This window comes from Inquilinus sp. Marseille-Q2685, assembly GCF_916619195.1.
Lineage (GTDB): Bacteria > Pseudomonadota > Alphaproteobacteria > DSM-16000 > Inquilinaceae > Inquilinus.
Window position 1 is genome coordinate 295,361 of sequence record NZ_CAKAKL010000004.1, and the last position, 12,048, is coordinate 307,408.

Annotated in this window: 12 protein-coding genes; 8 read left to right on the forward strand and 4 right to left on the reverse strand. The window is 67.9% G+C overall.

Features of this window, described 5'->3' with window-relative positions; all coding sequences use genetic code 11:
- Positions 1 to 5: 5 nt before the first annotated feature.
- The 4 genes from LG391_RS21455 to LG391_RS21470 all read right to left on the reverse strand — a co-directional run bounded on the left by LG391_RS21455 (position 6) and on the right by LG391_RS21470 (position 2,497).
- Positions 6 to 188 carry a hypothetical protein gene (locus tag LG391_RS21455; protein ID WP_225770077.1) on the reverse strand — a complete coding sequence of 61 codons (183 nt, stop codon included), beginning with the start codon at positions 186 to 188 and terminating at the stop codon, positions 6 to 8.
- A 153-nt stretch (positions 189 to 341) separates the two neighbouring features.
- Positions 342 to 707, reverse strand: coding sequence for a hypothetical protein (locus tag LG391_RS21460; RefSeq protein WP_225770078.1), 366 nt, complete (start codon positions 705 to 707; stop codon positions 342 to 344).
- Between the two features lie 154 nt (positions 708 to 861).
- On the reverse strand, positions 862 to 1,704 hold the full coding sequence (locus LG391_RS21465; protein ID WP_225770079.1) for an ureidoglycolate lyase: 843 nt from the start codon (positions 1,702 to 1,704) through the stop codon (positions 862 to 864).
- 49 nt (positions 1,705 to 1,753) lie between these two features.
- Positions 1,754 to 2,497 (reverse strand): SDR family oxidoreductase, encoded by a 744-nt coding sequence (locus LG391_RS21470; protein ID WP_225770080.1) that lies wholly within the window; start codon positions 2,495 to 2,497, stop codon positions 1,754 to 1,756.
- A 141-nt stretch (positions 2,498 to 2,638) separates the two neighbouring features.
- Here LG391_RS21470 and LG391_RS21475 point away from each other — a divergent pair, with 141 nt between their 5' ends.
- The 8 genes from LG391_RS21475 (at position 2,639) to LG391_RS21510 (ending at position 11,781) form a co-directional block, all read left to right on the forward strand.
- Positions 2,639 to 3,607 carry a Gfo/Idh/MocA family protein gene (locus LG391_RS21475; RefSeq protein ID WP_225770081.1) on the forward strand — a complete coding sequence of 323 codons (969 nt, stop codon included), beginning with the start codon at positions 2,639 to 2,641 and terminating at the stop codon, positions 3,605 to 3,607.
- A 91-nt stretch (positions 3,608 to 3,698) separates the two neighbouring features.
- Entirely contained in the window at positions 3,699 to 4,622 is a 924-nt protein-coding gene (locus tag LG391_RS21480) for a DnaJ C-terminal domain-containing protein (RefSeq protein WP_225770082.1), read from the forward strand.
- A gap of 108 nt (positions 4,623 to 4,730) precedes the next feature.
- Entirely contained in the window at positions 4,731 to 5,798 is a 1,068-nt protein-coding gene (locus tag LG391_RS21485; RefSeq protein ID WP_225770083.1) for a COX15/CtaA family protein, read from the forward strand.
- 248 nt (positions 5,799 to 6,046) lie between these two features.
- Positions 6,047 to 7,651: a peptide ABC transporter substrate-binding protein gene (locus tag LG391_RS21490; protein ID WP_225770084.1), complete on the forward strand. Its 1,605-nt coding sequence runs from the start codon at positions 6,047 to 6,049 to the stop codon at positions 7,649 to 7,651.
- Positions 7,652 to 7,761: 110 nt separating this feature from the next.
- Positions 7,762 to 8,682 (forward strand): oligopeptide ABC transporter permease OppB, encoded by a 921-nt coding sequence (gene oppB, locus LG391_RS21495; protein ID WP_225770085.1) that lies wholly within the window; start codon positions 7,762 to 7,764, stop codon positions 8,680 to 8,682.
- Positions 8,683 to 8,692: 10 nt separating this feature from the next.
- Positions 8,693 to 9,604 (forward strand): ABC transporter permease subunit, encoded by a 912-nt coding sequence (locus tag LG391_RS21500; protein ID WP_225770086.1) that lies wholly within the window; start codon positions 8,693 to 8,695, stop codon positions 9,602 to 9,604.
- A gap of 4 nt (positions 9,605 to 9,608) precedes the next feature.
- Positions 9,609 to 10,718, forward strand: coding sequence for an ABC transporter ATP-binding protein (locus LG391_RS21505; RefSeq protein WP_304608540.1), 1,110 nt, complete (start codon positions 9,609 to 9,611; stop codon positions 10,716 to 10,718).
- Positions 10,719 to 10,728: 10 nt separating this feature from the next.
- Entirely contained in the window at positions 10,729 to 11,781 is a 1,053-nt protein-coding gene (locus LG391_RS21510; RefSeq protein WP_225770087.1) for an ABC transporter ATP-binding protein, read from the forward strand.
- Positions 11,782 to 12,048 lie beyond the last annotated feature (267 nt).

Consider the following 12,048-nt stretch of genomic DNA (forward strand, 5'->3'; position numbering starts at 1 on the left):
CCAGCTCAAGACAACAGGGCGATGATCGCCGTGACGGCGCCGAGCACGACGGGCACGGCCACCCAGGCGACCGCGACCTCGGACCAGGAAACCCGGGCAGACCGGGCTTCCGTCCCCGAACCCGCCCATCCTTCGCTCTGCGCCATCGAATCGTCCGGCTCGAGGCCGGTCAGTCCGATGAGGCTCATGTTCCAACTCCGCGCTTCATTCCAGCGCAACGCCCCGGCCGGACATCCGGCCGAGGCGCATCCATGACTATGGCGAAGTTGGTGGGCCGGCGCTGTGACCGGGGGCACAGCCGACGCAGAGAAAACCGGCCTCGCGCCGGGCGAGGGGTCGGCTCAGCGCCAGTGGCCCTCGATCCAGAGGCCCCGGCTCCAGTAGCCGGGCACCCAGACCCGGGCCGGCGGCGCGGCATAGACCACGCGCGGAGGCGGCGCGTAGACGACGGGCGGCGGGGGCGCATAGACCACCGGCGGCGGCCCGTAATAGACCGGAGGCGGCCGGTAATAGACCGGGGGCGGCGCATACACCACCGGCGGCCCCACCGGAACGCCGATGCCGATGCTCACGCCGGAATGCCAGCCCCAGCCGCCGCGCCACCAGGCCTCGGCCGGGGTTGAGACCATCAGCGGCAGCGCCAGCGCGGCGCCGAGCGCCGCCATCAGCGTGGCGCGGCGCGGGGTGATGCGGAACAGCTTCAGCATGGTCACACCATCTGTCTGAACGCGGCACGCCGAAGCGGGCGTGTCCCCAATCACACGGACAGATGGTGCTGCGCCGTCGCCGGCGGCAAGGCGATTTACCGCGATTTAATGGGATGGACGGCACGGGCGCCCGGCGACGCCCGTGCCGGTGCCGTCAGGCCTGGACCGTCTTCTGGGCCTGCTCGCCCAGCTTTTCGATGCCGAGGCGGATGGTCTGGCCTGCTTTCAGGTACTTCGGCGGCTTCTGCCCCATGCCGACGCCCGGCGGGGTGCCGGTGGTGATGATGTCGCCCGGCTGCAGGCTCATGAACTGGCTGAGATAGCTGACCAGGAACGGCACCTGGTAGACCATCGTCTTGGTCGAGCCGTCCTGGTAGCGGTGGCCGTCGACCTCGAGCCACATGTGCAGGTCCTGCGGGTCCGGCACCTCGTCGCGGGTCACCAGCCAGGGGCCGATCGGGCCGAAGGTGTCATGCCCCTTGCCCTTCACCCACTGGCCGGAGCGCTCGATCTGGAAGGCGCGCTCGGACACGTCGTTGACCACGCAGTAGCCGGCGATGTGGTCGTAGGCCTCGGCCTCGGTGATGTACTTCGCCGCCTTGCCGATGACGACGCCCAGCTCGACCTCCCAGTCGGTCTTCTCGCTGCCGCGCGGGATCTCGACATTGTCGTTCGGGCCGACGATGGCGCTGGTCGGCTTCATGAAGATCACCGGCTCCGGCGGCACGGCCAGGCCGCTCTCGGCCGCGTGGTCGGAGTAGTTCAGGCCGATGCAGATGAACTTGCCGACGCTGCCGACGCAGGGGCCGAGGCGCGGATTGCCGGCGACCACCGGCAGCGAGGCCGGGTCGATACCCTTCAGCCTGGCGATCCCGGCCGGGGTCAGCGCCTCGCCGGCGATGTCGGGGACCACGGCCGACAGGTCGCGGATCCGGCCTTCGGCGTCGAGCAGGCCCGGCTTCTCCTGCCCCGCGGGGCCGTAGCGCAGCAGCTTCATCGGTATTCTCTCCCTGGACTTTCGGGTGGTGGACGGCCCGGGGCCGCGGTCAGATGGTGATGCCGCCGTCGACGTTGATCGCCTGGCCGGTGAGGTAGGAGGCCTCGTCCGAGGCCAGGTACACGGCCAGCGACGCGATCTCCTCGGCGGTGCCGAGGCGGCCCATCGGCTGCCGCGCCACGAAGGCGGCGCGAGCCTTCTCGACATCGCCCTGCGCCGCCATGCGGTCGTGCAGGCTCGGCGTCTCCACCGTGCCCGGGCAGATGGCGTTGCAGCGGATGCCCTGGCCGACGAAATCGGCGGCGATCGACTTGGTCAGGCCCAGCACGGCCGCCTTGGTGGCGCCGTAGACGAAGCGGTTCGGCAGCCCCTTGATCGAGGAGCAGACCGAGGCGACGTTGACGATGGCGCCGCCGCCGGCCGCGATCATCGCCGGCAGGAACGCCCGGCACATGTGGTAGTTGGAGCGGACGTTGAGATCGAAGGAGAAGTCCCAGTCCTTCTCCTCGCAATCGAGGATGGTGCCGGCATGGACGAAGCCGGCGCAGTTGAACAGCACGTCGACGGCGCCGCGCGCGGCCGCATAGGCCTTGATCGCATCGTGGTCGAGGACATCGAGCCGCGTGACCGTGATGCCGGGCGCCTCGGCCGCCAGCGCCCGCAGCGCCGCTTCGTTGATGTCGGTGGCGTGGACCGTCGCCCCTTCGCGGGCGAAAGCCAGCGCCGTCGCCCGGCCGATCCCCTGCCCCGCCGCGGTCAGCACCGCCGTCTTGCCCGCCAGCCTGCCAGCCATTGTCGCAACCCGCTTGTTAAGTCGGACGTATTCCTCGCCCCGAGCGGCACGCCCGTCAAGCGGAAGCGTATCACCGCTGGTCAAAGCGTGGGCAACAGCGTTAGGAAGGCGCAGGAGTGTTGTGACGAGCGTGGAGTTGTCATGAAGCGGACCCGGACCGCGGTGATCGGGGCGGGCTATTTCGGCAGCCTGCACGCCGCCAAGCATGCGGAGTTGCCCGAGGCCGAGCTGGTCGCGGTCTGCGACACCGACCTCGGCCGGGCCGAGGCGTTGGCGACCAAGCTCGGCGCCCGGGCGGTGACCGACCTGTCCGAGCTGATCGGCCAGGTCGACGCGGTCAGCATCGCCACGCCGACCAACGCTCATTTCGACACCGCGCGCACCTGCCTGGAAGCCGGGATCCACGTGCTGATCGAGAAGCCGATCAGCAACACGCTGGAGGAGGCCGACGCGCTGACGCGCCTGGCCGCCGACCGCAAGCTGGTGCTGCAGGTCGGGCATCTGGAGCGGTTCAACCCGGTGGTGCAGGGCCTGGCCAAGATCCTGGACCGGCCGCGCTACATCGAATGCCAGCGCATCTCCGCCTTCAAGCCGCGCGGCACCGACGTCAATGTCGTGCTCGACATGATGATCCACGACATCGACCTGGTGCTGAAGATCGTGGGGTCGCCGGTCGACCGGATCGACGCCGTGGGCGCGCCGGTGCTGAGCGAGGCCGACGACATCGTCAACGCCCGGCTGCAATTCGCCAATGGCTGCACCGCCACGGTGACGGCCAGCCGGGTCAGCTGGAAGCGCCACCGCACCATGCGGATCTTCCAGCAGGACGGCTACATCATGGTCGACCTGAGCGAGGCGAAGCTGACCTTCATCCGCAAGACCCGCGGCCGCGACGGCCAGCCGGAGCTGTACCAGGAGGAGCAGCAGTTCGAGACCGGCGACCCGCTGAAGCTGGAAATCCAGAGCTTCCTCGACAGCGTCGGCAACGGCCGCCCGCCGGCGGTCAGCGGACCGGAAGGCCGGGCGGCGCTGGCGGCGGCGCTGGACATCACCCATCAGCTGGCCGACTGGCGCCGGCGCTTCCAGGACGGCGACGCAACCGCAAATTGATCGAGGCACGGGGACAGGGGGACCGAGTTGAAACCGGAGAGGGGCGACATCATCTATCCGGATCAAGGACTTACCCCCAGAGATCCGAGCCATGGATGACCCGTATGCCGTGCTGGGCGTGCCCCGCACCGCCAGCGAGGACGAGATCCGGCGGGCCTATCGCAAGCTCGCCAAGAAGCACCACCCGGACCTGAACCACGGCGACGCCCGCGCCGAGGAGCGGTTCAAGGCGGTGTCGAGCGCCTATGACCTGCTGAGCGACGCCGAGAAGCGCCGCCGCTTCGACGCCGGCGAGATCGACGCCAACGGCGCCGAGCGCGCCTATGCCCGCCGGCCCGGCAGCAGCGGCTGGGCCGGCGCCGGAACCGGCGGCACGCGCTACCGGCGCACCGACAATTTCGACGCCTTCGCCGATGCCGGCGACCTGGACGACATCCTGCGCGGCATGTTCGGCCAGGGCGGCGCCCGGGCCGGCGGCGGCAAGGGCCGCGACATCAGCTACACACTGCGGGCCGATTTCCGCCTCGCCACCGAGGGCGGCGAGACCACGGTGACGCTGGCCGACGGCCGCTCGCTCAAGGTCACCCTGCCGGTCGGGCTGACCGACGGCCAGACCATCCGCCTGCGCGGCCAGGGCGAGCGCGGCCCGCGCGGCGTTCCCGGCGACGCGCTGATCGAGGTCCGGATCACCCCCGACCCGGTGCTGGAGCGCGACGGCAGCGACATCCGCATGACCCTGCCGGTGTCGCTGCAGGAGGCGGTGCTGGGCGGCCGGGTCGAGGTGCCGACCCTGCTGGGCCCGGTGATGCTGACCATCCCCAAGGGGTCGAACAGCGGCACGGTGCTGCGGCTGAAGAGCAAGGGCGTGCGCAACTCCACCGGCAGCAATCGCGGCGACCAGTATGTCCGGCTGGCGGTCACCCTGCCCGACCCGATCGACCCGGAGCTCGCCCGCTTCGTCGAGGAGTGGGGAGCGCGCCATCCTTACGATCCACGCAAGGGCAGGATCCGGTAGAGGTTCAGGGATGATGCCCTCGCGGCATTTGTCTGAAACGATCGCCTTCTGATCCCTGCGACAAAAGCAGATTTGACGCCGCCGCGGGCCGGCGCGATAAGCCGATTCATGCATTCCGCCCCCGCCGCCGCGGCCGCCCTGCGCCCTGCCGCCGCCTCCCCCGCGCGCCCGGTCGCGCTGTGGCTGCTCCTCTGCGCCGCCATGGTCTTCGCCATGGCGGTGATCGGCGCGGTCACGCGGCTGACCGAGAGCGGCCTGTCGATCGTCGAATGGGCGCCGATCAAGGGCGCGCTGCCGCCGCTGTCGGACCAGGCCTGGCAGGACGCCTTAGCCGCCTACAAGGCGACGCCGGAATACCTCTACAAGAACACCGGCATGTCGCTGGAGGCGTTCAAGCAGATCTTCTTCTGGGAATGGCTGCACCGCCTATGGGGCCGGCTGATCGGCCTGGTCTTCGCCGCCGGCCTGGCCTGGTTCTGGTGGCGCGGCGGGCTGGACCGCGGCCTGCGGCTGCGCCTGCTGGGCCTGCTGGTCCTGGGCGGGCTGCAGGGGGCGCTGGGCTGGTTCATGGTGATGAGCGGACTGGTCGACCGGCCCTCGGTCAGCCATTACCGCCTGGCCGCCCATCTCGGCCTCGCCGTGCTGCTCTACGCCCTGATCCTGTGGACCGCCTACCGGCTGCTGCTGCCGCGGCTGGGCGGCTTCGCCCAGGCAGGGTCGCTGCGCCGGCACACCTCGTTCGCGATCGGCTGCGTCGCCGTCACCATGTGCTGGGGCGCCTTCGTCGCCGGGCTCGATGCGGGCCAGGTCTACAACACCTTCCCGCTGATGGACGGCCGGTTCCTGCCGCCGGAATCGTTCAGCATCATCCCGGCCTGGCTGAACGTGTTCGACAACACCGCCCTGGTGCAGTTCACCCATCGCTGGCTGGCGATCGGCACCGCCCTCGTGGTCCTGGCCCTGGCCGTCCGCTGCAGCCGCACGCCGGTGGTCGGCTGGGGTCATGCGGTCGGCTTGATGGTCCTGGTCCAGGTCGGCCTCGGCATCTCCACCCTGCTGGCGCAGGTGCCGGTCTGGCTGGGGGCGATGCACCAGGCCGGGGCCCTCGTGCTGCTCGCCCTGCTGCTCGCGCTGCGTTTCGTCACCCGGCCGGTTTCGGAATCGCGGCTCAGATGAGGACAAGAAGAAAGTAAAGAACAAGCGCAACGCCGATTCGAAACTTTCCTTTTTGCGACTTTTGCAAGGCTTGAAACCCGCGCCGGATTCATAGCAGACCCGCGAATTCGATTGCTCAAATGCGGTCGAAACGATACCGTCCACGCCATCACTCCTCGCTGGTGGGAGACGGACGAGAGCGCGCCCGTTGGGGCGCGCCTTGCAAACAAACCAGTGACCGGGAAACCGGAAACAGTAGGGGCGAACACATGCACAGCTTCACCAAGATCCTGGCGCGCGGGCTGCTGGCCGCCGTCCTCCTGGGCGGCGTTTCGAGCGCGGCCCTGGCCGAGATGGTGCTCAACCGCGGCAACGGCTCCGAGCCGGAGACGCTGGACGTCCATAAATCCTCGGGCGTGCCTGAATCCTTCATCCAGATGGACCTCTATGAGGGCCTTCTGATGGCCGACGCCAAGGGCGAGCCGGTTCCCGGCCAAGCCGAGAGCTGGACCGTCTCCGACGACGGCCTGACCTACACCTTCAAGCTGCGCCAGAACGCGAAATGGTCGGACGGCACCCCGGTGACCGCCGACGACTGGGTGTTCTCGATGCGCCGGCTGATCGACCCGAAGACCGCCAGCGACTACGGCTACTTCCTCGACCAGGTCGTCAATGCCCGCGACATCCGCCTGGGCCAGAACGGCAAGACGCTCGAGGATCTCGGCGTCAAGGCGATCGACGACCATACCCTCGAGGTCAAGCTGGTGGCGCCGACCCCGTACTTCCTGTCGTCTCTGCTGCACCACTCGACCCACCCGATCAGCAAGGCCAATTACGAGAAGTTCGGCGACGACTTCGTCAAGCCGGGCAACATGGTCTCGAACGGCGCCTACATGCTGGCCGAGGCGGTGCCGCAGGGCTACGTCAAGGTGGTCAAGAACCCGCATTACTGGGACGCGGCGAACGTCAAGATCGACACGGTCATGTTCTATCCGACCGAGGACATCGACGCCGAGCTGCAGCGCTTCAAGGCCGGCGAGCTCGACATGACCTATGAGCTGCCGAGCCAGCAGATCCCGACCCTGAAGAAGGAAATCCCGGACCAGATCCACATCACGCCGTATTTCGGCACTTACTTCTACGCCTTCAACATGACCAAGGAGCCGTGGAAGAGCAACGCCGACCTGCGGCGCGCCCTGTATCTGGCGATCGACCGCGACACGCTGATCAAGCACGTGACTCAGGCCGATCAGCTGCCCGCCTACAGCTTCGTGCCGCCAGGCACCGACAACTACCCGGGCTTCGAGCCCGACGTGGCGAAGATGACCCAGGCCGAGCGCGACGCGCAGGCCAAGGAGCTGTTCGCCAAGGCCGGCTACGGCCCGGACAAGCCGCTGAAGCTGGAGATCACCTACAACACCAGCGAGAACCACAAGAAGGTGGCGGTCGCCATCGCCGCGATGTGGAAGAAGACGCTGGGCGTCGACGTCACGCTGCAGAACCAGGAATGGGGCACCTTCCAGGAGACCCGCGACAAGAAGCAGTTCCCGGACATCGCCCGCCACGGCTGGATCGGCGACTACAACGACGCCAACAACTTCCTGGAGCTGGAGACCGCCTATATCGGCGAGCAGAACACCTCGGGTTACGACAATCCGAAGTATGACGAGCTGATGAAGAAGGCCGGCCTCGAGACCGATCTCGCCAAGCGCGGCGAGCTGATGGTCGAGGCCGAGAAGATGATGATCCAGGATCTGCCGATCATCCCGATCTACTTCTACACCACCAAGCATGCCGTTTCGCCCGCGGTGAAGGGCTGGCAGGACAACGTGCAGGACTACCACCTGTCGCGCTGGCTGTCCGTCGAGCGGTAAGAGCGGTTCCGTGACGATGCCCGCCTTCCGGTTCGCGCCGGTGGGCGGGCATCGCCCTTTTCACCCCCACGACATGTCCGGCATTCGGGCGGGGGCAGGGATATGAAACGATGCTGACCTATGCCGTGCGCCGCATCCTCGGCGCCATCCCGACAATCCTCGTGATCATCGCGATCGCGTTCTTCATGATCCGGCTGGCGCCGGGCGGGCCCTTCGCCAACGACCGGCCGCTGCCGGTCGAGATCAAGCGGAACCTGGAGAAGGCCTATCATCTCGACGAGCCGCTCTACATGCAGTTCGGCCGCTACATGGCGAACGTCCTGCAGGGCGATTTCGGACCGTCGTTCAAATACAAGGACTATTCGGTCAACGACCTGATCTATCAGGGCTTTCCCTATTCGCTGCAGATCGGCCTGATCGCGATCGCGATCGCCACCTTCTTCGGCATCCTGTTCGGCACCATCGCCGCCCTGAAGCAGAATTCCCCCGGCGACTACGGCACCATGGCGATCGCCATGGTCGGCATCACCATCCCGAATTTCGTCGTCGCGCCGCTGCTGATCCTGATCTTCGCCGTGACCTGGAGGGTCCTGCCCGCGGGCGGCATCGCCGGCGGCTGGACCTCCTTCATCCTGCCGATCGTGGCGCTGTCGCTGCCGCCCACCGCCTATATCGCGCGGCTGACCCGGGCCAGCATGATCGAGGTGCTGCGCTCGAACTTCATCCGCACCGCCCGGGCCAAGGGCCTGCCGGAGCGGATCACCATCGTCCGTCACACGCTGAAGGCCGGCCTCCTGCCCGTCGTCTCCTATCTCGGCCCCGCCACCGCCGGCATCATCACCGGCTCGGTCGTGATCGAGCAGATCTTCGGCATCCCCGGCATCGGCCGCTATTTCGTGCAGGCCTCGCTGAACCGCGACTACACCCTGGTGATGGGCACGGTGATCTTCTTCGCCGTGCTGATCATCCTGTTCAACCTCATGGTCGACCTGCTGTACGGCGCGCTCGACCCGCGCGTGCGCTACGATTGAGGACGCGCCGATGACCGACGCCACCATCGGGACCCTTCCCGCCGCCAAGCCGATCAAGGGCCGCAGCCTGTGGCAGGACGCCTGGCGGCGCCTGCGCGGCAACAAGGCGGCCATCGCCAGCGCCGCGGTGCTGGCGATCATCGCCATCGCCTGCATCGTCGGGCCCTATCTGCTGCCCTGGGGCCTGGACGAGGTCGACTACACCGCCTTCACCGCGCCCCCGACCTTCGCGGCCTCGGCCGACGGCACGGCCGCGCATTATTTCGGCACCGAGGCCAACGGCCGCGACCTCCTGGTCCGCACCCTCTATGGCGGCCAGATTTCGCTGATGGTCGGCATCGTCGGCACCCTGGTCAGCCTGGTGATCGGCGTGGCCTACGGCGCCACCTCCGGCTTCCTGGGCGGGCGGGTCGACAGCATGATGATGCGCGTCGTCGACGTGCTGTATTCGCTGCCGTTCATGTTCTTCGTCATCCTGCTGATGGTGTTCTTCGGCCGGCACATCTTCCTGATCTTCGTCGCCATCGGCGCGGTGAACTGGCTGGACATGGCGCGCATCGTCCGGGGCCAGACCCTGTCGATCAAGCGCAAGGAATATATCGAGGCGGCGCATGCCTGCGGCGTGTCGAGCTGGGGCATCATCCGCAAGCACGTGATCCCGAACACGCTCGGCCCCGTCATCGTCTACATGTCGCTGACCGTGCCGCAGGTGATCCTGCTGGAAAGCTTCCTGTCCTTCCTCGGCCTCGGGGTGCAGGAGCCGATGACCAGCTGGGGCGTGCTGATCTCGGAAGGCGCCCGCAGCATGACCATCGCCTGGTGGATGCTGGTGTTCCCGGCCGTCTTCCTGGCCGTCACCCTGTTCTGCCTCAACTTCATCGGGGACGGGCTGCGCGACGCCCTCGACCCGCGCGATCGCTGAAGCCATGACCGCTACTCTCGTGACCACCCCCACCCCGAGCGCCGGCACCGTGGCCTCCGCCCCCGCCCAGGCCGAGACCATCCTGGCGATCCGCAATCTCGTCACCCGCTTCCAGACCGGCGACGGCGTCGTCGCCGCGGTGAACGGCATCTCGCTCGACATCGCCGCCGGGGAAACCCTCGGCGTCGTCGGCGAGAGCGGATCGGGCAAGAGCCAGCTGTTCATGTCGGTGATGGGCCTGCTGGCCTCGAACGGCCGCGCCACCGGCAGCGTCCAGTATCGCGGGCAGGAGATCCTGGGCCTGCCCCCGGCGAAGCTGAACCGCTTCCGCGGCTCGAAGATGTCGATGATCTTCCAGGATCCGATGACGTCGCTGAACCCCTATCTGCCGATCGCCCGGCAGATGACCGAGGTGCTGGTGCAGCACAAGGGCATGACCCAGGCCCAGGCGCTGAAGCGCTCGGTCGAGATGCTGGACCTGGTCCGCATCCCGGAGGCGAAGCGCCGCATCGGCATGTATCCGCACGAATTCTCGGGCGGCATGCGCCAGCGCGTGATGATCGCCATGGCCCTTCTGTGCCAGCCGGACCTGCTGATCGCGGACGAGCCGACCACCGCGCTGGACGTCACCGTCCAGGCTCAGATCCTGGACCTGATGCGCGACCTGAAGCGCGAGTTCAACACCTCGATCGTGCTGATCACCCACGATCTCGGCGTCATCGCCGGCCTGGCCGACCGGGTGATGGTGATGTATGCCGGCAACGTGGTCGAGACCGGGTCGGTGCGGGACATCTTCTACACCCCGCAGCACCCCTACACCGGGGGGCTGCTGCAGAGCATGCCGCGGCTGAACTCCGACCGCCATGCCGAGCTGCCGTCGATCGGCGGCCAGCCGCCGAACCTGCAGAACCTGCCGCCGGGCTGCAACTTCCAGCCGCGCTGCCGCTACGCCCATGCCCGCTGCGTGGCGGAGGAGCCGCTACTGCGCCCCTGCGGCGGCACTGAGGCCAGCGATGTGCGGCGGGCCAAGGCCTGCCACCTGACGCAGCTGCCCCTGACCGAGGCCGACCGCGCCGTCATCGACGCCGATCGCGCCGCCCGGACCCGTCATTGAGGCCCGCGCCATGACCGATATCCTGCAGACGACCGACCGCCCGGCCGAGGGCAAGACGATCCTGTCGGTGCGCGACCTGCGCGTGCATTTCTCGATGCCGAAGCGGCATCTCTGGTCCAGCCACCGCGACAGCCTGAAGGCGGTCGACGGCATCAGCTTCGACCTCAAGGCCGGCGAGACGCTCGGCATCGTCGGCGAATCCGGCTGCGGCAAGTCGACCCTCGGCCGCGCCGTGCTGCAGCTGATCCCGCCGACCGCGGGCCAGGTGGTGTGGATGGGCGAGAACATCGCCAATCTCGACAGCCATGCGATGCGCGAGAAGCGGCAGGATCTGCAGATCATCTTCCAGGACCCGCTGGCCTCGCTGAACCCGCGCATGACGGTGGGCGAGATCATCGGCGAGCCGCTCGACGTGTTCGAGGGCAAGCTGAGCCGGAAGGAGCGCCGGGCCAAGGTCGAGGAGATCATGGGCCTGGTCGGCCTGCGGCCGGAGATGATTAACCGCTATCCGCACGAATTCTCCGGCGGCCAGGCGCAGCGCATCGGCATCGCCCGGGCGATGATCCTGAACCCGAAGCTGATCGTGTGTGACGAGCCGGTCTCGGCCCTGGACGTCTCGATCCAGAGCCAGATCGTCAACCTGCTGATGCGGCTGCAGCGCCAGTTCGGCCTGTCGCTGATCTTCATCAGCCACGACCTGTCGGTGGTACGGCACATCAGCCACCGGATCATGGTGCTGTATCTCGGCAAGCTGGCCGAGATCGCCGACCGCGACGACATCTACGACAACCCGCGCCACCCCTACACCCAGGCGCTGATCTCGGCGGTGCCGCTGCCCGACCCGGATGCGGAGCGCAGCAAGAAGCGGATCGTGCTGACCGGCGACCTGCCGAGCCCGCTGAACCCGCCCTCCGGCTGCTATTTCCGCACCCGCTGCCCGAAGGCGCAGGACCTGTGCGCCCAGGTGGCGCCACAGCTGACCGAGGTCGGCAGCCCCGGCCACCAGGCCGCCTGCCACTTCTGGGACACCCCGACCCCGGCCCGGCGCGAGGAGGCGGCGTAGCGCGCCGCAGGCGCCGCGCCTCGATACCCCCACCCATGCCCGTCGCGCCGGGGCCTGGAAGCGCCCCAGCGCGGAGCGATGCCTGCGCCTTTCGCCCGTCGGCCAAACGGGCTGCCAAACCGCTTGGCCGATCATCGTTCGGCATTGCCATCGGCCGTCCGGCTTAGCGGACGGACAATTCACCAGAACATACTTTTAATTTTATAGACTTTCGTCCCATCGGATGCCGCCCGATCAGGGCTTTGAGTGAGCCCGCTTACACAGAAT

Excerpts from the sequence above, each read along its gene's own strand:
- LG391_RS21455 (WP_225770077.1), bottom strand. The coding sequence starts at position 188 with ATGAGCCTCATCGGACTGACCGGCCTCGAGCCGGACGATTCGATGGCG.
- LG391_RS21460 (WP_225770078.1), bottom strand. The coding sequence starts at position 707 with ATGCTGAAGCTGTTCCGCATCACCCCGCGCCGCGCCACGCTGATGGCG.
- LG391_RS21465 (WP_225770079.1), bottom strand. The coding sequence starts at position 1,704 with ATGAAGCTGCTGCGCTACGGCCCCGCGGGGCAGGAGAAGCCGGGCCTG.
- LG391_RS21470 (WP_225770080.1), bottom strand. The coding sequence starts at position 2,497 with ATGGCTGGCAGGCTGGCGGGCAAGACGGCGGTGCTGACCGCGGCGGGG.
- LG391_RS21475 (WP_225770081.1), top strand. The coding sequence starts at position 2,639 with ATGAAGCGGACCCGGACCGCGGTGATCGGGGCGGGCTATTTCGGCAGC.
- LG391_RS21480 (WP_225770082.1), top strand. The coding sequence starts at position 3,699 with ATGGATGACCCGTATGCCGTGCTGGGCGTGCCCCGCACCGCCAGCGAG.
- LG391_RS21485 (WP_225770083.1), top strand. The coding sequence starts at position 4,731 with ATGCATTCCGCCCCCGCCGCCGCGGCCGCCCTGCGCCCTGCCGCCGCC.
- LG391_RS21490 (WP_225770084.1), top strand. The coding sequence starts at position 6,047 with ATGCACAGCTTCACCAAGATCCTGGCGCGCGGGCTGCTGGCCGCCGTC.
- oppB (WP_225770085.1), top strand. The coding sequence starts at position 7,762 with ATGCTGACCTATGCCGTGCGCCGCATCCTCGGCGCCATCCCGACAATC.
- LG391_RS21500 (WP_225770086.1), top strand. The coding sequence starts at position 8,693 with ATGACCGACGCCACCATCGGGACCCTTCCCGCCGCCAAGCCGATCAAG.
- LG391_RS21505 (WP_304608540.1), top strand. The coding sequence starts at position 9,609 with ATGACCGCTACTCTCGTGACCACCCCCACCCCGAGCGCCGGCACCGTG.
- LG391_RS21510 (WP_225770087.1), top strand. The coding sequence starts at position 10,729 with ATGACCGATATCCTGCAGACGACCGACCGCCCGGCCGAGGGCAAGACG.